The organism is Glutamicibacter sp. B1 (assembly GCF_039602135.1).
In the GTDB taxonomy this organism is placed as follows: Bacteria; Actinomycetota; Actinomycetes; order Actinomycetales; family Micrococcaceae; genus Glutamicibacter; species Glutamicibacter ectropisis.
On record NZ_CP125942.1, the window covers coordinates 2,096,614 to 2,118,740 of the forward strand.

A 22,127-nucleotide genomic window follows, 5' to 3' on the forward strand; every position below is an offset into this window, starting at 1 on the left:
CCCACCGGTCAGTTTACCTTGAAACAGGGTGCTGATTGCCTAAAATGTCGTATCCCACACCGTCAATTCTGCGGTTCGGGATTAGGGTAGAAGTAATGCTCCGTGCCAGCTGATTGAAGTGTGGCCTAGTACCAAGAAATGCAAGGATCGTGATCATCAATGCCATTGCCTGTTGAGTCCAACGAGAAGTACGCTTCCTACGCCCATCCTGAACGACTTGTCTCCACCGGGTGGGTTGCCGAGAATTTGGGCGAAGAAAACCTCGTGGTTCTGGAGTCCGATGAAGACATTTTGTTGTATTCCACCGGGCATGTGCCGGGCGCGCTGAAGATCGACTGGCATACCGAGTTGAACGATGAACTCACCCGTGACTACGTGGACGGCGAGGGTTTTGCCGCGTTGATGGCAGCGAAGGGAATTTCGCGAGATACCACCGTGGTGATCTACGGTGACAAGTCCAACTGGTGGGCTGCTTACGCGCTGTGGGTCTTTACCCTCTTTGGACATCCTGACGTGCGACTGATGGATGGTGGCCGCGATAAGTGGATCGCCGAAGGTCGGGAGCTGAGCACCGACAAGCCTGAAGTGCGCAGCAGCGACTACCCGGTCATTGAGCGTGCCGATTCTGAAATTCGTGCCTTCCTGCCCGAGGTTTTGGCACATTTGGGTAACCCCTTGATCGACGTTCGATCGCCGGAAGAGTACAGCGGTGAGCGTACCCACATGCCTAACTACCCAGAAGAGGGCGCGTTGCGCGGAGGGCACATTCCCAGTGCCGCCTCGGTGCCATGGGCCAAGGCCGCGGCAGAAGATGGAACCTTCCGTTCGCGTGAAGAATTGGAAGCCATTTACCTCGACGGTGCGGGGTTGAAGCCCGGCGATGACGTTGTAGCCTATTGCCGTATCGGTGAACGCTCCAGCCACACCTGGTTTGTGCTCAAGCACCTTTTGGGCTTCGAAAATGTCCGCAATTACGATGGTTCCTGGACCGAATGGGGCAATACGGTTGGTGTGCCGATCGTCCGTGGCGAGGCTGCCGGTGAAGTGCCTGCACAGCGTGGAGTTCGCGCATGAGTCGTTTGCCTGATGAGCTAAAAGAGATCGTCGAAGAGTTCACCGAAGTTCCCGAGGCGGATCGGCTGGAGCTTTTGCTCGAATATTCGCGTGAACTTCCACAGTTGCCAGATCGTTTAGCGGATCACCCGGAACTTTTTGAGCAGGTCGTGGAATGCCAGTCGCCGTTGTTCTTGGTGGTGGAAGTGGCGCAGGATGCTGATCGGACGGTGAGCCTGTTCTTCTCTGCTCCTCCTGAGGCTCCCACCACTCGTGGGTTTGCTTCGGTCTTGGCTGCCGGTCTGGACGGCATTGATGCGCAGTCCGTATTGGATGTGCCTGACGATATGCCACAGCAACTAGGGCTTACTCGGGCACTGTCGCCGCTTCGTATGCGCGGAATGACGGCCATGCTTGGGCGGATCAAGCGCCAAGTGGCCGAGCAACTGGCTGCTTAGCGAAGAGGTAAGGGAAGAAGTAAGGGAACAAGAAGTAGTGAGCAAGAAAAAGCAGGCAGCATCAACTCCGGCCACGGCGGCTTTGGATGCTGCGGGCATTAGCTATGTGGCACATAGCTACACGCACAGTGATTCGGCCGAAAGTTACGGCGCTGAGGCCGCGCAACAGCTGGGCGTGAGCGGGGATCGAGTGTTCAAGACCCTGATGGTGTCCACCGGCTCTAATGCCACCGAGGACCTTGCGGTGGCGGTCGTCCCGGTGGCGGCCATGTTGGATCTGAAGGCTATCGGTACAGCGTTGGGGAAGAAGAAAGCGCAGATGGCAGATAAGGCTGCCGCCCAACGTCGCAGTGGATACGTTTTGGGTGGCATCTCGCCGTTTGGGCAACGGCAGCGCAGCACTACCGTCATTGATAGCAGTGCCCAGCAATTTGAGACGGTGTTTATCTCCGGCGGACGACGTGGCTTCAGCTTGGAGATTGCTCCGCAGGATGCGGCTAAGGCCACGAACGCGGTGTGGGCTTCTATTACTAGTTAGCCCGCATGCAGAGACAACAGACCCTGTGTCGTAAAGGTTTTTGACCATTACGACGCAGGGTCTGTTGGGTGTTGGGGCGAATTAGTGTTGTGGCGGATTAGTGTTGCGAAGATGGCTCGTTGGCGGCGATGCGCTTGGTCAAGAAGCTTGTGATCGCATTCGAGAAGCCTTGCGGATCAACATTGGGCTCGCGGGTATGTCCCGCTTTGGTGAAGGTCCTTAATGTCACCAAATCGGGGCGTAGGGCCGCGAGTTTCAGGCTGGGTCCGTTGGGCACAAATTCGTCATCGCGACTGTGCATGATCAGCGTCGGGTGTTTCAGTTCGCTGGCACGGTCAACCCAGTTGAGCCTGCGCAGGTTGACTGGGGCTGCTTGGCCGGTGACCCAGCGCCCGGCTTTGTTGGACAACAGCCACTGGGCAAAACGGCCCACCGATTGCGGAATCTTATTGGCACGCGCCTGATGTGAAAGAACATCCACCCAGTTGATCACTGGGCCAACGAGCATCAGCGAATCGATCCGGTCGGCCAGTTCGCTTCGATCGGCGGTCTGCAAGCTAATGGCACCGCCCATGGACCAGCCGAGCAGGATAATTTGCTGTGCCCCGTGATCCAGTGCGAACTTAATGCCGGCCTGCACGTCGAGCCATTCGGTGTCACCCAGTCCGTAGCGGCCGTCGGGTGCATGCGGGGCGAGCCCGTCATTGCGGTAACTCATCAGCAGTGCGGTGACCCCCATAGAGCCAAGAGCTGGCAATGCACGAATGGATTCGTTGCGGCGTGCTCCGCGACCGTGAACTCCGATGACCCATACGTCTTTATTGGTGGTGCCGCGGACCAGCCAGGCCGGACCATCCCCACCTTCTAAGGGAACAACGACGTCTTCTGCGGTGAATCCAAGGTCTTCTGGATGCTCGTAGATCGCCCCGGAGAGGTATCCGCGTCGTACCCCTTCCAGACTCCCCCGGTACACATGTTCAATTTTGCGTGCCACGAGCCGGGGCTTTCCTGGAACGTCGGCCGGAGCCGAGAGGCGCAGGGCGCAGGCGTCGAACTCGGTGAGGAAAATGCAGGGGCCAGGCTGGTTGGTGTCGGAATCTTTGACGAAGTGCAACCAGAGCTTGCCTTCGGCGTCGGTGACAACTTCGCGAATCATCGAATTGCCGATGCGTCGCTCTTCGGGCGTGACAACCCGCCGGGCGAAGTATCCGGCGAGCGCCGAAACGCTGGCGGCAATGAGCGAGCCAGCGCCAACTCCGAGTCCCACGCCCAGTAGTGTTGCGGGGATCGTTTTACGTGGTTGCAAGGTATCTACGATATTCCGAGCCATACTTTTATCTTTCCACGTTGTCGCGTGGGAATCATCTGTCGGCTCCGAACGTTCCATGGGTATGAGCGAAGAATCATTGAACGAGAAGACCGCTTCGGCCCCGGATGCTAGCGCAAGAACCGAAGTGCAGTGGCAAGAAATCCTCACTCCCGAAGAATTCCACGTGTTACGTCAGGCTGGAACCGAACGTCCGTTTACCGGTGAGTACTGGGATACGAACACGGAGGGCGTTTATTCCTGTCGTGCTTGCGGTGCTGAGTTATTTGCCAGTACGACAAAGTTCGACGCTGGCTGCGGTTGGCCATCTTTTTATGCGCCTCTGGCTGAGGACCGAGTTCGTTATATTTCCGACGAAACTTTGGGCATGAAGCGTGTTGAAGTTCGTTGCGCAAACTGTGATTCCCACATGGGGCACGTTTTTGAAGGTGAGGGCTTTGGCACGCCTACGGATCTGCGTTACTGCATGAACTCGCTGAGCCTTTCCTTGCGCGGCGCGGGAGAAGCCGGAGCATAAGGGCTTTGCCTGCAACGCGGTCGGCATCACATTTAGAACAAGAGTTACTTATTCATGGGTGACTAAGCATTACACTTTCTATTGTTTGGGCGTAGCGTTCATGTCAAGCACATGAGCGCTACCGACCATGAAAAGAAGGTGTACTGACATGACTCAGATTTCCGCAAAGCCAATCCCGGCCAGTGACGCAGAGGTACTGCAAATTGCCAACAGTGAAGCATGGCTCTCACTGAAGGCAGCCGTGGCACAATTCCAGGGATTGCAAGCTAAAGATGGGTCACTGACCGATGCCTCTACCACCGCGCAGGCCACGGAGCTGATCGACACGGTGATCGGTTCGATTCGGGACCTGCAGGTCCACTTTGAACACGATGCCGAATACCTTGAGCAGCTCGTGCGCGACCTGCAAAAGTGGTCGGATGCTGGATTTGGGGTACCAGATTTTCTCGACTCATTGTTGCAGTTCCAGCCACAGACCCAACGCATCGACGGACTGATGCATTTGGTACTTTTCCCGATGTACACCCAGAACGGGTCAACGAACCGTCACCTCGAAGCAGTGCTGGTGCAGGTCATGTGGCCCGAGTTCATCGCGAATCTCGAAAGCAAGGATTACACCAACTCCCTGTTCGTTCCGCTGCGCTTTGTTGACTTCACCGATGGGTACGACACCAACTCTGCGGTGCTGTTCCCCGAATCCGTGGCTATTCGCGAAACTCCCTCCTTTACCTGGGGCGCCATTTTCCAAGACCGTGAAGCCGTACGCTTCCGTAAGGTCCTGCAGGCAGCTGCCGAGATCACCAATCTGCAACTACCGGCTGATGCGGCCGAACTGCTAGCAGATCAGCACCTGAGCGAAGAAACCTTCATCATGTGGGATCTGATCCACGACCGCACCCACATGCGTGGAGATCTTCCCTTTGACCCCTTCATGATCAAGCAGCGCATGCCATTCTTCCTGTATTCCCTTGAAGAGTTGCGTTGCGATCTGACCGCCTTCCGTGAGTCTATGAAGATCGCTAGTGATCCAAAGACCGATGAGAAGACCGCGAAGATGGCCAAGCTGGTGCAGTACGCGGTGATCTTCGATCGTATTTTCCGCTTTTCCATTACCGGTTCGCGAGTGCGCAACTATGACGGCTTGGGCGGTCAGCTGCTGTTCGCTTGGATGCACCAGCACCATGTCCTGCACTGGACGGATACCAAGTTGAGTATCGATTGGGATCAAGTACCAGAAGTGGTTGCAGCCTTGGGGGATGCAATCGACGAACTGTACTGGAAGTCCATCGATCGTCCGAAGCTAGCTCACTGGTTGGCCGCCTATGAGTTGGTTTCGGCAACGGTGACCCCTAACCCTGCCTCGCAGTGGGCCAAGGGTCCTGATGCTTTGCCACTGACCGCTCCCCTGAAGGAAATCACCGACCAGGTGATGGACGATGAGTTCCCGCTGTCGATGTTCTACGAGGCATTGAGCAAGAAGATGTCCAGCGTGATCGAGTCCACCAAGGGTATGACCGGCGCCACCGAAATTTAGCGTTTCTGCTTTAGGGTAGGAAGTGTGAGCAAAGAAAGATTCTTCTTGAACCAGAAACCACGATTAGTGCTCATCGCCGGGGCTACCTCGGCCTCCGGCGTCGCCTGTGCCCAGGCGCTGACTGATGCCGGAGTACGAGTCATTGCCATAGGAAGCAATCAGGCGCGCTTGGATGAACGACTCGGGGGTGTCGAAGCCCGTTATGAATGCGACCTCACGGATTTCACGGCAGTCCAGCAACTGGCTGAACGTATCCACGAGAGCTACGGAACCATTGACGGGTTGATCCATCTCGTGGGCGGCTGGCGTGGTGGCAAGTCCATCGTGGGCCAGAGTGATGAGGACTGGGATTTTTTGCACCGCAGTGTGCTCACCACCCTGCGCAACACCACTCGGGCCTTCGTGGATGACCTCATCAGTTCACCTGCGGGACGATTGGCAATTGTCAGCGCTGAAGCCGTGCAAAATCCAACACCGTCTAACGCTAACTACGGTGCCGTCAAGGCTGCGGCGGAGCATTGGGTGAACGCGATCGCGCGCTTGTTCAGCAAGAACGCCTCCAACGCGGCCGCAATCAGCTGGGTAGTAAAGGCACTGAGTGAGAAGTCGCCAGAAGAGACCACACCCGGTCACACCCCGGTGCAATGGCTCGCGCAGGCAGCCCTTGAGCTACTTTCCGATCAAACCGTTAAGCTGAACGGCACAAGAGTAGCCCTGCCGCAAGCCTGAACCAGCCTGGTTCCACTACGCTCACCCTGCCTCCGGCAAGTATTTCTCTTAACTTTAAGGACGACACCACGATGACCACTCTTCACGACACCACCGTGCGAGGATTCGCTTCTGATAACTACTCGGGGGTGCACCCGCGGATCCTCGACGCGATCGCCAGGGCCAATGGTGGGCACCAAATTTCCTATGGCGAAGACCAGTACACCGAAGCCCTGGGCGAGGTAGCGCACGAGGTCTTCGGCCCGGAAGCTACGATCTTCCCGGTGTTCAACGGCACCGGAGCCAATGTCACCGCCTTGCAGTCATTGTTACCTCGTTGGGGCGCCGTCATTTGTGCCACCACAGCGCACATCAATGTCGACGAGAACGGTGCCCCGGAACGTGTAGGTGGTTTTAAGCTGCTCCAGGTTCCAACACCCGATGGCAAGCTCACCCCAGAGCTGATCGATCAGGAAGCATGGGGCTATGGTGATGAACACCGTGCCCAGCCTCTGGCAGTCTCCATTACTCAGGCCACCGAATTGGGCACCTTGTACACCCCGGAGGAAATCAAAGCCATCACCGAGCACGCGCATCAGCTGGGGATGAAAGTTCACTTAGATGGCTCGCGCCTGTCTAACGCTGCGGCCGCCTTGGGTGTCCCGTTACGCGCATTAACCACGGATGTTGGCATTGACATCGTTTCTTTGGGCGGAACCAAGAACGGCATCCTGCTCGGCGAAGGAATTTTGACCCTGCGCAAAGAACTTGCCGATGATATGAAGTACCTGCGCAAGATGAATATGCAGCTGGGCAGCAAAATGCGTTTCATCTCGGCACAGCTGATCGAACTTTATGGTACCGAGCTGTGGCGTGAGCTAGCTGGTCATGCCAACTCGATGGCCGCCAAGCTGGCTGCAGCAGTGGAGCAGATCGACGGGGTACAGCTGGTGTATCCAACGCAGGCCAATGGAGTCTTCGCGCAGCTTCCGACCGAGGTGAGCGATGAGTTGCGCAAGCACTTCCGCTTCTACGACTGGGATCGTGCCGCAGGTGAAGTGCGTTGGATGTGCTCCTTCGACACCACCGAAGAGGATGTGGCCGCGTTCATCGCCAAGCTGCGCGAGCTGATGGCAGCGCATCGTAGCGCGTAGCTTGAGAACCGAGTCCGGCGTGCCGTACCGCACCTTAGGTACGGCACGTCTAGACTCAAATTGTGACCAATGAACGTCCCGCTTCCGCCATCCCCAGTGCCTTCGCGAAGGCCCTTGATGAGTTGTCGCATGCCAAGGTACGCAAAGAGCTGAAGTTCACCGAAATTCCAGCCCCTGGTCGTTTAGCTCCTTTCGCTCTGGCGCTCAGTGGCGACGTGATCGACGTTGTCTCCCCCGACCACGGGCCACAGGGGCAGGAGATCGGCCGTACCCCTTTCTTGCAACCACAAGAACAGCTAGCAACCGGGCGTTTCATCCTGCTCTACGATCCTGCCGGCCAGGAACTTTGGAACGGACAGTTCCGCATTGTCACCTATATCCGTGCTCGGCTAGATCATGAGATGGGCCAAGATGCCATGCTGGCCACGGTGGCTTGGTCCTGGCTTGAAGACTCGTTACGTGAACGCGAAGCCTTCCACCACTCAGCTGGCGGTACCGCCACCCGAGTAATTTCAGAGTCCTTCGGCAACCTCGCCGGGGAACAAGACCATATCGATATTGAACTTCGCGCCTCATGGTCCCCCGATTCGGATCACCTCGGCCCGCATTTGAGTGCCTGGGCAGATTTGGTATGCACCTTCGCCGGGTTGCCACCATTGCCCGAAGGCGTGCAGCAACTGCCGCATCGTCGCCTCAGTTAGCGACTCAAGCGCTGTGAGCTAAGCCAGTTGGAACTAGAATGAAAGCATCATGCCGAATTCTGACTCCCCCGCTAGCGAATCATCCACCACTGAGATTGAACCTAACCCACCGGTACTGACCCCACTGACCCATCCTCGTGATGGCATCCCGGAGGTCATCAACACCCAAGTTGCCCTGCGTCGTGCTGTGCGCGCACTGCGCGCAGGAACCGGTGATCTGGCCGTTGATACCGAGCGTGCCAGTGGATTCCGCTATGGGCAACGAGCCTTTCTGATACAGATTCGCCGCGAAGGCGCCGGCACCTGGCTGATCGACCCTGAAGTCTTAGATGACCTGGCTGAGCTACGCGACTTTATGAATGAGCAGCCGTGGATTCTGCACGCCGCGACCCAGGATTTGCCGTGCCTCCATGAACTAGGCATGTCCCCCACCGCACTCTTTGATACCGAATTAGCTGGCCGGCTCGCTGGTTTCCCCAGAGTTTCGCTGGGCACCATGGTGGCAGAATTACTGGGCCTGCAATTGGCCAAGGAACATTCGGCGGTAGACTGGTCCACCCGCCCGCTACCAGAATCTTGGTTGAACTACGCCGCGTTGGATGTTGAAGTCCTCGAAGAGCTACGCCAGGAAATTACCAAGATCCTACAAGAGCAGGGCAAGCTTGAGTTCGCACTTCAAGAGTTTGAGTACGAGCGGAATTTACCTGATCCCCAGCCAGCTGAAGAGCCGTGGCGTAAGCTTTCGGGAATCCACAAGCTCAAGTCTCGACGCAATCTGGCGATCGCGCGCGAGTTGTGGCTCTCACGCGAATCCCTGGCTCGCACCCAAGATATCGCTCCTGGGCGACTCTTACCCGATCGCGCGATTCTCGCAGCCATTGAGCAGAAAGCCTCCAGCGTTCCGAGCTTGCTGCAGATCCCGGGGTTCCATACCCGTCACGCAAAGCGCGATGCTCCCCGCTGGATGGATGCCATCTCACGCGGCCGAAACACTCGTGACCTACCCGAAGTACGTTCGGCAAAGACTGGGTTACCGCACCCACGCTCGTGGGCGGAGAAAAAACCTGCAGCCGCAACCCGTCACGAGGCGGCTAAGGAAGTGCTCAGTGCAGTCAGTGAGCATTGGAATATTCCTGCCGAGAATCTTTTGACACCAAAATACCTGCGTGAGTTGTGCTGGAATCCGCCGGCTTCACTCAGTACCGAAGCCGTAGCTAAAAAACTTGCCTCTCTGGGGGCTCGTCAGTGGCAGCAAGAGCTATTGGCGGCACCGTTTGCGCAGGCATTTACGGCCATTTAAGGTCTTCTAACAGCGCCTTGGAGCCCGGGCAATTTTCGCCTGTGATGTGTTGCACTTGCACTTCAAGTTACTCCTGAGTAACCTATGGTTTAGGTCACAGTGATGCTGGCCACTGCCCATCGATGGGCAGCATGAACCAACCCTCAAGGAGCCCGACGGTGAGTGCCAACGCTTCGACCGTACCCAATACCGCGCACCCTTCGCTCGAAAATCGCGATGTCGTGTTTATCGATGGAGTCCGTACCCCCTTCGGCAAAGCTGGCGAAAAGGGTATCTACCATGGAACCCGTGCAGATGACCTAGCCGTCAAGGCCGTGCGCGGGTTACTCGAACGCAACCCGGAAGTTCCCGCCGAGAAGATCGACGAAATCTCCATTGCAGCCACCACTCAGTCCGGCGACCAAGGGCTGACCTTGGGCCGCACCGTAGGACTGCTCTCCGGCATTCCCAAGTCGGTTCCCGGCTTTGCCATTGACCGCATGTGCGCCGGCGCGATGACTGCAGTCACCGCTACCGCCGGTGGCATTGCTTTTGGCGCCTACGACGTCGTCGTTGCCGGTGGCGTTGAGCATATGGGCAACCACCCTATGGGGGCTGGCGCCGACCCTAACCCACGTTTCCTCTCGGAGAAGATCGTGGACCCACAGGCACTGAACATGGGCAATACCGCCGAGAACCTGCATGATCGTTTCCCTGCGATCACCAAGGAACGGACAGACCGATATGCAGTTGCCTCACAGTCCAAACTTGCCAAGGCCTATGAAAACCAACAGATCCAGCCAGATCTGATTCCCGTGGCTGCCAAGCGTCCCGGTGAAGGCTGGGCCGTGAACACCCAGGACGAGCCACCTCGCCCCGGCACCACCATGGAATCGCTGGCCGAACTGCGCACACCATTCCGTGCCCATGGACGCGTCAGCGCCGGCAACGCCGCCGGCCTCAACGACGGCGCTACCGCTGCACTACTGGCGAGCGGTCAGGCAGTTCGTGAGCTGGGACTAGAACCGAAAATGCGCATGGTTTCCTTCGCCTTTGCCGGCGTAGAACCAGATGTCATGGGCTATGGCCCGGTTCCGGCCACCGAGAAGGCTTTGGCTAAGGCAGGGCTGAGCATTAATGACATCGGCCTCTTCGAAATCAACGAGGCCTTCGCCGTTCAGGTACTCTCCTTCCTCGATTTCTACGGCATCGACCAGGACGATGAGCGAGTCAACCGTTACGGTGGCGCCATTGCCGTGGGGCACCCACTGGCCTCCTCAGGTGTTCGACTCATGACCCAGCTAGCCCGCCAGTTCTCCGAAGACCACAGCGTGCGTTATGGAATCACCACCATGTGCATCGGCTTGGGCATGGGCGGCACCGTCATTTGGGAAAACCCTAATCATCCAGATTTTGGCAGCAAGGCGTAAGGACTAAAGACCATGACTGCAACCACCAATAACTTCGCGACGGTCGCGGAATTGATGCATGATGAGACCGTCACCCACTCCTACGTCAGCGATGTAGCTCTGCCAAGTGGCAAGACCCTAGCCCTGCTAACCCTAGACAACGGACTAGACCACAAGAAGCCCACCACCCTGGGCCCCAACAGCTTGCTGGAACTGCGAGCCACCCTCGAAGGGCAAGCAGCCCGCGCTGAAGCAGGCGAAATCCACGCATTGGCCATCACCGGCAAACCATACTTCCTGATCGCCGGTGCTGATCTTTCCGCAGTGACTCGCCTCAACGCCCCAGAACAGGCCACCGCGATGGCATCCCTGGGTCACTACACCTACGAACTGCTCTCAGATCTCGGTGTGCCTACCTTCGCCTTCATCAATGGGCTAGCCCTCGGCGGCGGCCTAGAAATTGCCTTGGCATGCAATTACCGCACGGTCAGTACCGCTGCAGGTGCGCTGGGACTTCCCGAAGCCTTCCTTGGTCTCATTCCCGGCTGGGCCGGCGTCTACCGACTGCCACGACTGGTGGGTCCGGAAAACGCGTTGAAGGTGATGATCGAAAATCCGCTGAACAACAACCGCACCCTCTCCGGACCGGCCGCCTTTAAGATGGGCGTTGCCGACGCGATCTTCGAACCAGCAGACTTCATCGAACACTCCACCAAGTTTGTTGCTGACGTTCTGTCCGGACAGACACAGGTTCAGCGTCCTAACGAAGTGGATCCTAGCGACCCTGAGGTGGCACGACGCTGGCTGGAGGCAGCAGATCAGGCCGAGAAGTTTGTTGATGCAAAGCTCTCTGGTGCCGCACCTGCTCCCTACAAGGTCTTGGAAGTATTCCGCAAGGGGATGACTCTCTCCCAGCCAGAATCAGCTGAGCTGGAAGTAGAAGCACTGACCAGTCTGATCCGGACCACCCAATTCCAGAACACCGTGTACGCGTTCTTGGACCTAGTCCAGAAGCGTGGACGGCGTCCAGCTGGAGCACCAGATGCAAAGCTGGCCCGTCCGGTCTCAAAGGTAGGCGTTGTCGGTGCCGGACTGATGGCCAGCCAGTTGGCACTCCTCTTTGTCCGCCGCCTCAACGTCCCAGTGGTCATCACCGATCTGGACCAGTCGCGCGTGGATAAGGGTTTGGCCTACATTCATGGTGAAATCGACAAACTGCACAGCAAGGGTCGCTTGAGCCAGGATGCGGTGAACCGTGCTAAGGCACTGGTGACCGGATCGGTGACCAAGGATGCGTTTGCCGAGGCAGACTTTGTTATCGAGGCCGTTTTCGAAGAGCTCAACGTCAAGAAGCAAGTGTTCGCCGAGGTAGAGGCCGTGGTCTCCCCTGAGTGCATCCTGGCCACCAACACTTCATCGCTGTCGGTGACCGAGATGGGTCGGGATCTCAAGCACCCAGAACGCCTGGTTGGCTTCCACTTCTTCAACCCTGTCGCTGTCATGCCACTATTGGAAATCGCAGCCACGGAATGGACTAACGAGTCTTCGCTGTCCACAGCTTTTGTGCTGGGCAAGAAACTGAAGAAGACCACCGTCAAGACCCAGGACGCTGCGGCGTTTGTCGTCAACCGAGTTCTGCTACGGCTGATGAGTGAAGTTCAGGCAGCGTTTGACGAGGGTACCGATGCAGTAACGGCGGATACGGCGTTGAAGCCAATGGGTTTGCCGATGAGTCCGTTTACCTTGCTGGCCATGGTCGGCCTGCCTGTGGCGCAACACGTCAATGAGTCTTTGAACGCTGCCTTTGGTGATCGTTTCGAAGTTTCCGAAAACCTGCAGAAGCTGATCGACGCAAAGATTACTACCTTGTGGGTGAAAAACGAGCAAGGCGAACCGGTCCTGAATCCTCAGGCCGAAGAGTTGCTCGTCCAGGGCTCTAACCCTTCCACCAAGGAAGAAATTCTTCTTCGCGTGCAAGATGCGCTCGCTCAGGAAATTGGTTTGCTTCTTGATGAAGGTGTTGTCGCTGAGGCAGCGGATGTTGACCTGTGCATGATCACTGGTGCTGGTTGGCCAATGCATCTCGGTGGAATCACCCCATACCTGGATCAGGTTGGCGCGTCCGAGCGTGTGAACGGTAAGAAGTTTAATAACTAAATTCCGTCATCTCCTTTGGGCTCCATTCCACACGGAATGGAGCCCAAAGTCTGTTCCGGGTGGTTTGGCCTTTGGCTGCGGGCAAATCCCAGGCCAGTACTTGAGCACGGCGCTGAACTGCCGGTCATGTATTTAGGCTCAACTCTTAGCACCGGCACAGGCTGATCTGTCACAATAAACCCATGACTGACTTCGCTCAACCAGCACGCCGCACCGTCATGTGCGCTTCCGCTGCCCTTGGATCCGTAGCTTTGTTAACCGCCTGTGGCGACGGGCATTCAGAAGCACAGGCCCCTGAAGCTTCGCCGGTCCCATCCCCCACCGGTGAGGGTCAGGCAGTGATAGCTCTTTCGGAGATAGAGGTCGGTGCGCGAGCTACCGTGCAGGCAAAGCATTCAAGCGGTGCCGAAATTCCTGTGTTGCTCTTCCGCCCGGATGAAAAAACTGTTCTTGCTTATTCCAGTGTCTGCACGCATCAGGGCTGCGTTGTCACGACCAAGTCCACTAAAGAGGATTTCTTCTGTGCCTGCCACGGCTCACGCTTTCAACCGTCGGACGGAACTGTGACTGATGGTCCGGCAATCGCTCCCCTGGGACGCTATGCCACTGAGATCAAGGATGACCAGGTCGTGGTCTTTATTACCGAATCATAATCAGTCAAAAACTTCATGACAGAACTCGAGGCTGCAACCCATGTGGGTTGCAGCCTCGAGTTCTGTCAGTTCATCAACTTAGAAGAGCGCTACTTTTTGCGGGGCCGGGAAAATCTCGTCCAGTTCAGCGCGCTCGGCGTCAGTTGGAATCCAACGTACCGCCTTGGCATTCATCTGAATCTGCTCAGGTCGCGTGGCGCCAGCGATCACGGAGGCTACCGGATCCTGAGCTGCAAGCCAGGAGAAGGCCAACTCGATAGGTGCCAAGTCGCGATCAGCGGCGAACTGAGCGAAACGATCCAGCTGATCGAAGTCGGTTGTTTCCACGAGCTGCTGACGAGCATGAGTCAGTCGGCTTCCCTCTGGCGCGTAACCCTTGGAATATTTTCCGGTCAGCAAACCATTAGCCAGTGGGAAGTACGGAAGTACACCGAGTCCGAATTCTCGCGCGGCCGGCAGTACTTCGAGTTCGGCTCGGCGGTCGATGAGGTTGTAGTGATTCTGTGCCGAGATGAATCGCTCGGTTCCGAGTTCGCGGGCCACGTACTCGGCCTGGGCGATTTGCCATCCTGCACGGTTCGAATGACCGATATAACGGACCTTGCCACTAGTTACCAAATCATCTAGGGCGCGAAGAGTCTCATCGATGGGAGTGTTCACGTCAGGGGTGTGGAACTGATACAGATCAATGTGATCGGTGCCCAGACGGCTCAAAGAAGCCTCAACGGCTTTCATGATGTAACGACGTGATCCCCGCGCGTTGAAGTCGGGCCCGTTAGCGCCACTGACGTCCATACCAAATTTGGTAGCCAAGACAATATCTTCGCGATTTTTTCCTAGGGCTTTGCCCAAGCGCTGTTCCGAAAGGCCAGCAGTCTTGCCATAGTTGTCTGCGACGTCGAAGAAAGTGATACCGGCATCTAAGGCTGCATGAACAACAGCATCAGTGCCTTCCTGAGATTCAGTTGCGGTACCGGTTCGTCCCAGATTGTTACAGCCTAACCCGACGACGGAAACGCTCAATCCACTGTGGCCTAGTTGACGGAATTCCATGTACACCTCACTGTTTTTCCTTCGCCGCTTTTCTGCGCGACCTTATACCCATAGGCTATCGGGTAGGTGCCATGACCGAAGAGTTCAAGACACAATTCACTGCATTGCATATTTATCCATTAGGATGGAAACATGTCTAAAGTTCTTACCAATCTTCCTGTAGGTGAGCGCGTCGGAATCGCGTTCTCCGGTGGCCTCGACACTTCGGTGGCAGTAGCTTGGATGCGCGACAAGGGCGCCATTCCATACACCTACACCGGTGACCTCGGCCAGTACGACGAACCAGATATTGATGCCGTTCCTGGCCGCGCACTGGAGTACGGTGCCGAGAACTCGCGTCTGGTTGATTGCAAGCCAGCACTTGTCGAAGAAGGCTTTGCAGCCCTAGCCTGCGGCGCTTTCCATATCCGCACCGGCGGCAAGACCTACTTCAACACCACCCCATTGGGTCGTGCGGTTACCGGCACCCTGCTGGTACGCGCGATGCGTGAAGACGGTGTAGATGTTTGGGGCGATGGTTCGACCTACAAGGGCAACGACATTGAGCGTTTTTACCGCTACGGCCTCATGGCCAACCCTAAGCTGCGCATCTACAAGCCATGGCTTGACCCTAACTTCGTAGCTGAGCTTGGCGGCCGCCAGGAAATGTCCGAGTGGCTACAGGAGCACGGTTTCCCTTACCGTGACTCGGCTGAAAAGGCCTACTCGACCGACGCCAACATCTGGGGTGCAACCCACGAGGCTAAGACCCTGGAGCTGCTCAACAGCTCGATTGAATCCGTTGAGCCAATCATGGGTGTGAAGTACTGGGACGAAAGCGTTGAGATCAAGACTGAAGATGTCTCGGTTTCCTTCGTCGCCGGTCGCCCGGTGGCCATCAATGGTCAGGAGTTCACCGATCCGGTGGCTCTGGTCAACGAAGCCAACATCATTGGTGGACGTCACGGTCTGGGCATGAGCGACCAGATCGAGAACCGTATCATTGAGGCCAAGTCGCGTGGCATCTACGAAGCACCTGCCATGGCGCTGCTGTACATTGCCTACGAACGTTTGGTCAACGCCATTCACAACGAAGACACCGTGGCAAGCTACCACAACGAAGGACGCCGCCTGGGTCGCCTGATGTACGAAGGCCGCTGGTTGGATCCACAGGCTTTGATGCTGCGCGAATCACTGCAGCGTTGGGTTGGCTCGGCCATCACCGGTACCGTCACCATTCGCTTGCGCCGCGGCGACGACTACACGATCGTGAACACCGAGGGCGAGAACCTCAGCTACCACCCAGACAAGCTGTCGATGGAGCGCGTAGGCGACGCAGCATTCGGTCCGGTTGACCGTATCGGCCAGCTGACCATGCGTAACCTGGATATTGCCGACTCCCGTGGTCGTCTAGAGCAGTACGCCAACATGGGTCTGGTCGGTGGCACCACCGCAAAGCTCGTTGGCTCGCTAGAAGCCGGTGGAGCAGACGACATCGTCAACGCCACCGCTGTGGATAGCGATGATCTTGCTACCGATCGCGCCATTGAATCGGCTGCCTTCGACGCTGGCACCGACTAAGGTCTGCCGCTAGATAAGCAATGACCGGCGCTACTTCTCAGGAAGTAGCGCCGGTCATTTTGCTTATGAACCCAGTTCTCAGCGGGAGAATCCGTTCAAAGCGGCAAGGGACTGCAATGCCATGATGAATCCAATCAAGGCCAGCAGCCGAAGCGAACCGTGGATGAAGGCTCCGGCCTTGGTGTCCTTCGCCGGAAGCTTGAATACTTCATCACCCAGCCATGTCACCAAGGTGATCAGGGTTCCGATCAGCGCGACTTGTTCCTCCGGCAGCGCCATCGATTTGGCCATGGCCAATCCGATGGCAATTCCGGCCACAGCTTGAGCAAGCACCCATAAGCTCCGCTTCATGCGCTCGCGTTTGGCGGACTGGGGTTGTTCCGCCTGGCTCATGCTTCCAGCAGTGCCAGCAGCGGGCTGATAGCGAGGGTGAAACCGACCAGTGAAACCATGCGCAGGATCAGACGGACCCGCGCACCTGGCTTGGAATTAACCGGTGGCAAGTTGAATCCATGCTCGACGATCCAAGCCGCCACGGCTACCAGCACACCGGCCAAGGCCAGCTGCGCCGGTGCAACATCTGAGAATAATGACGCAATCCCGATGCCGATGATGGCACCGATAAAGGCCTGGAATACGAGATGAAGCGGTGTGCGCGTGGCGCCCATTTGCGGCGATTTGCGAGGGGCGCCGGGAGTTTCATCCCGATCTTCCTGAGGAATCATGTCTCCTAATTTCCTATATCAAGTCTGCCGTTAGGTTCCTGGCGGCTTCCGTAAGATCCTTGCGGAGCAATACACCGCTGCCCCCAGTGAACCCAACGGATCCGAAGTGGTCTGCCCGGGTTATTTCCTTAAAACCGAAGGAGGCCTGCAAGCGCAGTGATTCGCTATTTCGCTCATTGACAACGCACCAGGCCTGCTGCGCTCTCTGGGCGATCCAGGCCAGTCGCGCAGCTGTCAACCGTGATGCATAACCGCGCTGTTGGAATTCACGGGCGATTTCGACGCCTGAAAGGTAGTACCCCGCTGGAGCCGAGTCGTCATTAGGATCCCACCATGCCGCTCGGCCCCACCCGATGAGACGACCGCTCTCGTCCTTGAGCACCAACTGGCATTCTAAATCCCCGAAGCGCGATGGTTCCGAGGATCGTCCTAGCGATCTGGAGAGCAGGCGTATGGCTTCATGGTCTGAAGCCTTCATCGGCACTGGCTCAAAGGCGCGCATTGCTACTTAGTCGAGGGTCATTGGCTTGGGCGGCATGGGATGAACACTCTTGATCTTCCCAGGAGTCGCGTAATCGGCGGTGCCAATGCTCATCTTGGTGAAGTCCAGCTTCGCTTCGCGGATGCAGGTCTTGATTGCGGCGACGGCAAGCTTTGGAGCAGGAGTGAGGATGCGGATGTTCAACTTGCGCGGTGCGAAGTCACTCGATTCCACGGTGCCCAAGCCGCGCCAAGCCAGGTGACCGGTCAATGCTTCCTTGGCTTTCTTCTCCAAGTAGCGATCGCGTTCGGTACCCGTCGCAGACTTCAACGAGTACTGCACGATGACCCACGACTGGTCTTCGTCCTGGATTTCGGCATAGCCCTCATCGGAGCATGCCTGCATGAATCCTGCGAACAACTCGTCGGCACGGTCGTTATTAACGTCCTGAACGTCGCTGGTGGTGGACATGTGTCCCACGCTGCCGTGGTTGATGACGAACTGGCCTACTTCTTCATCTTCGAATTGCTGGAACCACGCCTCACGGAAGTGAAGTACGTTTTTCTCGTCCAAACGGTAAGTGCGAATAATCGCCATTGGTTTCCCTTTACAGGTCAGTAGAACAATGAGGTGCTGGGTTTTATGCGTTGTGCAGCTGGTTGGCTTTATCCAGCCAATGCTGGCGGTGCGAATGGTTGAATGGAGGTTCGTCCCGGCGTACGGCATCAAGTAGTGCGCCGCTGGCTGCCCGGATCTCGGCTTTGAGTTCCTCGGGGTAGCCCATGGACAGGCCGTGCTCCTCGAATTCGTCTTCATCATCGAGGAAGGTTCCGCGGCTCCGAGACCGGATGACATCAAGATCAAGGTCCACCGAGTTCACTTCCCAGCCGCCCTGTTGCAATGGACGCCATCCGGTGCCATGGGACAAATCGATGTACACATCAAAATCGTCAGCGGGATCCGCATAAAGGGTGGCGACCCATGAACCTTCAAAGGGAATGAGGCACAGTGCGTTGGTCTGGGCCAGATGCGCGGCACCAGGCCTCGCGACCAGTGATCCGGCCGGCTGGTGCAACCAGTGGCCGTGCTCGTCGCTTCCAAGGTAAAAGCCCGGAACCACCCAGTGGGGCAGCCCGTTGTATTTCCATGCGCGGGCAACCACCAAGGCACCAAAACTGATGTCCTCAGGATTGCGCGGCAGATCTACGGGGAAACCGTGCAGGTTGCTCATAGCTTGGGAATCTGTCCCGTGGGCAGATCCTGGCCCGGCAACGGACGGGCAAACGGAACCTTGGTACCAAGTACCTGTGCGAGGGTATCGCGAGCTACCTGCTGCGCGGTGAGTCCGACTCGTTCGAGCACCTCGGAGCGTGAGCCGTGCGCCAGGAATTCAGTCGGCAGCCCGACTTCGTTCAGTGCGGTGTCAACACCTGCCGCGCGCATTTCAGTGCGCAGGCGAGATCCGACGCCGCCTGCCCTTACGCCGTCTTCGATGCACACCACGATGCGGTGCCGTGCTGCCAAGGAAATGACGGATTTCGGCATTGGCAGCACCCAGCGCGGATCCACGACTGTTACGGATACGCCCTGGCTGTTCAGCCGCTGGGCTACGTCCAGGGACAATTCGCTCATGGCGCCGACGGATACAATCAGCACGTCCGGTGCAGCCCGGTCCCCCAAGCGGGCCAATACATCGACGCCATCTGGCAGGCGGTCTACTGCATCAATGGGTTCACCGACGGAACCCTTGGAGAAACGAACGACGCTTGGCGCATCGTTGATATCCAGTGCCTCGCGCAGTTCTTCGCGGAGTCGGGTGGCATCGCGCGGCGCGGCCAAATGAAGATTCGGCACGATCTGCGTCAAAGCCATATCCCACATGCCGTGGTGGCTGGCGCCATCTGGACCGGTTACGCCTGCACGGTCAAGGACGATGGTCACCCCTGCTTTGTGCAGGGCGACGTCCATGAGCAGCTGGTCAAAGGCGCGGTTGAGGAATGTTGCGTAGACACACACCACTGGGTGCAAACCACCGAAGGCCAGGCCTGCCGCGGTGGTCATGGCGTGCTGCTCGGCGATGCCAACATCGATCACGCGTTCGGGATGTTCCTGCGCCATTTTCTTCAGGCCCACAGGCTGCAACATGGCACCGGTGATGGCAACAATGTCATCGCGCTCATTGGCGACTTGCGCGATCTCCTCGCCGAAGACGCTGGTCCAGCTTTGCGCGCTCGGCTTCGAGACTGGAAGACCGGTAACCGGGTCGATGATGCCCACCGCATGGAACTGGTCGGCTTCGTCGGCGCGAGCAGGCGCGTAGCCGTGGCCCTTTTCGGTCAAGGCGTGCACGAGGACAGGTCCAGAATATTGCTTTGCCTGCTGCAAGGCTTCTTCAACGGCCCGCTGGTTGTGGCCGTCAATTGGGCCAATGTACTTCAACCCTAGGTCCTCGAACAGACCCTGCGGAGCCCACCAGTCCTTGATGCCCTTTTTGGTGGCATGCAGGGATTTGTAGGTGAATCCACCAACAGGACCCGAGCCCTTGAGCTTGTCCTTGAGCTTTTCCATCGCCGTTTCGTAGGCAGGATGCGTGCGGAACTTATCGAGCTGCTGTCGAAGGCCGGAGAGCTGGTTTGCCAAGCCGCCGATGGTTGGGGCGTAGGAGCGGCCATTGTCGTTGACGACAATCACGGCTTTGCGGTCCTTGTCGGCCGCGATGTTGTTGACGGCTTCCCAAGCCATGCCACCTGTTAGGGCGCCATCGCCGACCAGCGCCACCGCATAACGGTCGTTGTTGTGCGTGAGCTTGTTGGCGCGGGAGATGCCGTCAATCCACGACAGTGACGACGAAGCGTGGGAGGACTCGACCACGTCATGTTCTGATTCGGCGCGGTCCGGATAACCTGAGAGGCCGCCTTGCTGGCGAAGGGATTCGAAGTTCTGGCGCCCAGTGACGAGCTTGTGAACGTATGACTGGTGGCCGGTGTCGAAGACGATGGAGTCTTGTGGCGAGTCAAATACGCGGTGGATGCCCAAGGTCAGTTCGACGACGCCGAGGTTGGGTCCTAGGTGGCCGCCTGTGCGTGCCACATTGTCAATGAGGAAGGTGCGGATTTCGTCCGCGAGCTCATGAAGTTGTTCCAGGGTCAGCGCCCGCAGATCGCTTGGTTTTTTGATGGTCTTCAGCAAAGACACGCTCGTCCCCTTTACAAATTCGCCCGTGGTGGCCGTGAGCCCATGCGAAATACTTAGTCTACCGCGTTGGAAGCTTCTCCTATTATCCGCCACTGCCGGAGATAGCGCGAATTTCTGGGCAATGACCTTGAATACCTTCCACCTCGTTGATGAACAGTGCGTATTTATTCGAACCTCGCCAGCGCCTCGTGAATCATCTGGTGCCCTTGCGCCTCAAACTCATCGTCACCCACTTCGTATGCCCAGATCGCGGTGCCGACCGCTTCCCGCAATAACATGATCGACCATGCCGGTTCCTGCCGAGGATCTTCGCCGTAGCCTTCCAAGAATGCTGATTCCAGCGCTGGGAGTTCTTTGAACTGTTGGCTGGCCAGTCGCGCGAAGTCGCTGGCTGGCGGACGGAAATCGAACCTTCCAAAATCGATAACGCGCAGGCGCCCTTCTTCGACTAGCCAGTTTCGTGGTTGCCAATCCCCGTGGGTTGGCACAAGGACAACGCCTCTCGGAAGGTAAGCACCTAATATGCGTTCCATCTGCTGGCAATGATTCCGGCTAATTCGATGTTGCAATGACAAGAGGTGACGGAATTTTTCGGTCAAGCGCGACTCGTAGTGATGGTCGAAGTGCTGAGTTTGTTGATGGAAGACCTTCAGCGCGGCCCCTGCTTGATGGTAGATGTCGGGACTATATTCATGGCGTGTACCCACGCATAGTGTGCCCGGTAAATACTCCAACACCATCAAACGCAGTTTTTCGTCGTGGAACAACATTCCCGCAGCGAGGCCAAGAGATTTCAACGTACCTGTGTATCGTCGGTGTGCCTGAAGCTCACGAGAAATATGATGGTTTCCTGCTCCCCCGGTTTTGAGAATGATATCGCGCTGATCCGACCGCAGACGAAGAACTATTGTGTCGGTGAGATTCCACGAAAGGTCACGAATAACCTCAACATTTCCCAACCAGACACGAACCTGTGCTGCTTGTTTCGTGGTTAGATACTTTGCAAGATCATCGACCATCATCACGGACCTTTTCCCCATCACCATTGGCCGATGGCACTAGAAAGACCACGTGTTCAGGGCTGACGTAGCCGGTGGTCGAGCCGATTCACTGCAGCCCCAATCGTTCGCACAGCTGTAGCGACGGGGTATTGCGCGGGTCGACAATGGCGAGAATTTCTGTAGTCACGTTCCGTTGATTGGCATAGTCAATCACGGCGCGGGCGGCTTCCGTGGCGTAGCCTTGTCCCTTGGCCTCAGGATGCAAATGCCAGCCAATTTCCCTGGGCTGATCCGCCAGGCCCATGCCGATCAACCGCTGCATTTGTTCGCTCATCGGCTTGCATAGAAGGTTACGGACGAGCTCACCGCCGTTGCGCAGGGTTATGGCCCAAATACCTTGCCCATCTTCATGAACAGCGCGACGTCGAACAATAGAGACTGCTGCTTGTTCAAGGGTCGTCATGGGCATTGGATCCGGTCCCAAATATTGCACGGTTTCGCTGCGCGATTCCAGGTCAAGCAAGAACGCGGCATCTTCGGGTTCCCCAGCGCGCAAGATCAATCGCTGAGTGTGAAGTTCTTTCACAGATGATCCTTTCTCGCCAAGATAAAGCCCAAAGTTCA

Annotated in this window: 23 protein-coding genes; 13 read left to right on the forward strand and 10 right to left on the reverse strand. The window is 57.2% G+C overall.

The genetic code is table 11. The features are described 5' to 3' along the window. Positions 1-159 precede the first annotated feature (159 nt). The 3 genes from QMQ05_RS09765 to ybaK are packed head-to-tail and all read left to right on the forward strand — an operon-like array spanning position 160 to position 2,049. Positions 160-1,074: a sulfurtransferase gene (locus QMQ05_RS09765; RefSeq protein ID WP_345469584.1), complete on the forward strand. Its 915-nt coding sequence runs from the start codon at positions 160-162 to the stop codon at positions 1,072-1,074. After that, positions 1,071-1,511: a SufE family protein gene (locus QMQ05_RS09770; protein ID WP_345469585.1), complete on the forward strand. Its 441-nt coding sequence runs from the start codon at positions 1,071-1,073 to the stop codon at positions 1,509-1,511. The genes QMQ05_RS09765 and QMQ05_RS09770 overlap by 4 nt, the downstream gene beginning before the upstream one ends. 37 nt (positions 1,512-1,548) lie before the next feature. Continuing rightward, a complete protein-coding gene (ybaK, locus tag QMQ05_RS09775; RefSeq protein WP_345469586.1) occupies positions 1,549-2,049 on the forward strand; it encodes a Cys-tRNA(Pro) deacylase in 501 nt (166 codons plus the stop codon). Positions 2,050-2,146: 97 nt separating this feature from the next. Here ybaK and QMQ05_RS09780 read toward each other — a convergent pair whose 3' ends face one another. Next, positions 2,147-3,379 carry an alpha/beta hydrolase family protein gene (locus tag QMQ05_RS09780; protein WP_345469587.1) on the reverse strand — a complete coding sequence of 411 codons (1,233 nt, stop codon included), beginning with the start codon at positions 3,377-3,379 and terminating at the stop codon, positions 2,147-2,149. Between the two features lie 61 nt (positions 3,380-3,440). On the opposite strand from QMQ05_RS09780, the gene msrB reads away from it, so the two are divergent. From msrB to QMQ05_RS09825, 9 genes are all read left to right on the forward strand, one after another. Beyond that, positions 3,441-3,893, forward strand: a complete 453-nt coding sequence (gene msrB, locus QMQ05_RS09785) for a peptide-methionine (R)-S-oxide reductase MsrB (RefSeq protein WP_345469589.1) — start codon at positions 3,441-3,443, stop codon at positions 3,891-3,893. Positions 3,894-4,041: 148 nt separating this feature from the next. Further along, positions 4,042-5,427 (forward strand): DUF6421 family protein, encoded by a 1,386-nt coding sequence (locus QMQ05_RS09790; protein ID WP_345469591.1) that lies wholly within the window; start codon positions 4,042-4,044, stop codon positions 5,425-5,427. A 24-nt stretch (positions 5,428-5,451) separates the two neighbouring features. Further along, on the forward strand, positions 5,452-6,156 hold the full coding sequence (locus QMQ05_RS09795; RefSeq protein WP_345469593.1) for an SDR family NAD(P)-dependent oxidoreductase: 705 nt from the start codon (positions 5,452-5,454) through the stop codon (positions 6,154-6,156). A gap of 71 nt (positions 6,157-6,227) precedes the next feature. Next, positions 6,228-7,289: a threonine aldolase family protein gene (locus QMQ05_RS09800; RefSeq protein WP_345469595.1), complete on the forward strand. Its 1,062-nt coding sequence runs from the start codon at positions 6,228-6,230 to the stop codon at positions 7,287-7,289. A 62-nt stretch (positions 7,290-7,351) separates the two neighbouring features. Then, on the forward strand, positions 7,352-7,990 hold the full coding sequence (locus QMQ05_RS09805) for a DUF3000 domain-containing protein (protein WP_345469597.1): 639 nt from the start codon (positions 7,352-7,354) through the stop codon (positions 7,988-7,990). A gap of 49 nt (positions 7,991-8,039) precedes the next feature. Continuing rightward, the gene (locus tag QMQ05_RS09810; RefSeq protein ID WP_345469599.1) at positions 8,040-9,290 is read left to right on the forward strand and encodes an HRDC domain-containing protein; all 1,251 of its coding nucleotides are present in this window, start codon (positions 8,040-8,042) and stop codon (positions 9,288-9,290) included. Between the two features lie 131 nt (positions 9,291-9,421). Then, the gene (locus QMQ05_RS09815; protein WP_434063137.1) at positions 9,422-10,699 is read left to right on the forward strand and encodes a thiolase family protein; all 1,278 of its coding nucleotides are present in this window, start codon (positions 9,422-9,424) and stop codon (positions 10,697-10,699) included. 12 nt (positions 10,700-10,711) lie between these two features. After that, a complete protein-coding gene (locus QMQ05_RS09820; protein WP_345469602.1) occupies positions 10,712-12,835 on the forward strand; it encodes a 3-hydroxyacyl-CoA dehydrogenase NAD-binding domain-containing protein in 2,124 nt (707 codons plus the stop codon). A 182-nt stretch (positions 12,836-13,017) separates the two neighbouring features. Continuing rightward, the gene (locus tag QMQ05_RS09825; protein ID WP_345469604.1) at positions 13,018-13,488 is read left to right on the forward strand and encodes a ubiquinol-cytochrome c reductase iron-sulfur subunit; all 471 of its coding nucleotides are present in this window, start codon (positions 13,018-13,020) and stop codon (positions 13,486-13,488) included. Between the two features lie 78 nt (positions 13,489-13,566). On the opposite strand, the gene QMQ05_RS09830 is transcribed toward QMQ05_RS09825, so the two are convergent. Continuing rightward, on the reverse strand, positions 13,567-14,541 hold the full coding sequence (locus tag QMQ05_RS09830; protein ID WP_345474704.1) for an aldo/keto reductase: 975 nt from the start codon (positions 14,539-14,541) through the stop codon (positions 13,567-13,569). A gap of 132 nt (positions 14,542-14,673) precedes the next feature. On the opposite strand from QMQ05_RS09830, the gene argG reads away from it, so the two are divergent. Further along, positions 14,674-16,101 carry an argininosuccinate synthase gene (gene argG, locus QMQ05_RS09835; protein WP_058254610.1) on the forward strand — a complete coding sequence of 476 codons (1,428 nt, stop codon included), beginning with the start codon at positions 14,674-14,676 and terminating at the stop codon, positions 16,099-16,101. Positions 16,102-16,179: 78 nt separating this feature from the next. Here the strand turns inward: argG and QMQ05_RS09840 are convergent, their stop codons facing one another. The 8 genes from QMQ05_RS09840 to QMQ05_RS09875 all read right to left on the reverse strand — a co-directional run bounded on the left by QMQ05_RS09840 (position 16,180) and on the right by QMQ05_RS09875 (position 22,089). After that, complete coding sequence (locus tag QMQ05_RS09840; protein ID WP_345469607.1) at positions 16,180-16,494, reverse strand: hypothetical protein; 315 nt, start codon at positions 16,492-16,494, stop codon at positions 16,180-16,182. Then, complete coding sequence (locus QMQ05_RS09845) at positions 16,491-16,826, reverse strand: hypothetical protein (protein ID WP_061955437.1); 336 nt, start codon at positions 16,824-16,826, stop codon at positions 16,491-16,493. Before QMQ05_RS09845 ends, QMQ05_RS09840 begins: the two co-directional genes overlap by 4 nt. 13 nt (positions 16,827-16,839) lie before the next feature. Then, positions 16,840-17,328, reverse strand: a complete 489-nt coding sequence (locus QMQ05_RS09850; protein WP_345469609.1) for a GNAT family N-acetyltransferase — start codon at positions 17,326-17,328, stop codon at positions 16,840-16,842. A 6-nt stretch (positions 17,329-17,334) separates the two neighbouring features. Beyond that, on the reverse strand, positions 17,335-17,904 hold the full coding sequence (locus QMQ05_RS09855) for a hypothetical protein (RefSeq protein WP_345469611.1): 570 nt from the start codon (positions 17,902-17,904) through the stop codon (positions 17,335-17,337). Between the two features lie 43 nt (positions 17,905-17,947). Continuing rightward, complete coding sequence (locus QMQ05_RS09860; protein WP_061955434.1) at positions 17,948-18,538, reverse strand: DUF402 domain-containing protein; 591 nt, start codon at positions 18,536-18,538, stop codon at positions 17,948-17,950. Beyond that, positions 18,535-20,502 carry a 1-deoxy-D-xylulose-5-phosphate synthase gene (gene dxs, locus QMQ05_RS09865; RefSeq protein WP_022876494.1) on the reverse strand — a complete coding sequence of 656 codons (1,968 nt, stop codon included), beginning with the start codon at positions 20,500-20,502 and terminating at the stop codon, positions 18,535-18,537. Before dxs ends, QMQ05_RS09860 begins: the two co-directional genes overlap by 4 nt. A gap of 164 nt (positions 20,503-20,666) precedes the next feature. Next, positions 20,667-21,524 carry a phosphotransferase gene (locus QMQ05_RS09870; RefSeq protein WP_345474706.1) on the reverse strand — a complete coding sequence of 286 codons (858 nt, stop codon included), beginning with the start codon at positions 21,522-21,524 and terminating at the stop codon, positions 20,667-20,669. 85 nt (positions 21,525-21,609) lie between these two features. Then, entirely contained in the window at positions 21,610-22,089 is a 480-nt protein-coding gene (locus QMQ05_RS09875; protein ID WP_345469616.1) for a GNAT family N-acetyltransferase, read from the reverse strand. Positions 22,090-22,127 lie beyond the last annotated feature (38 nt).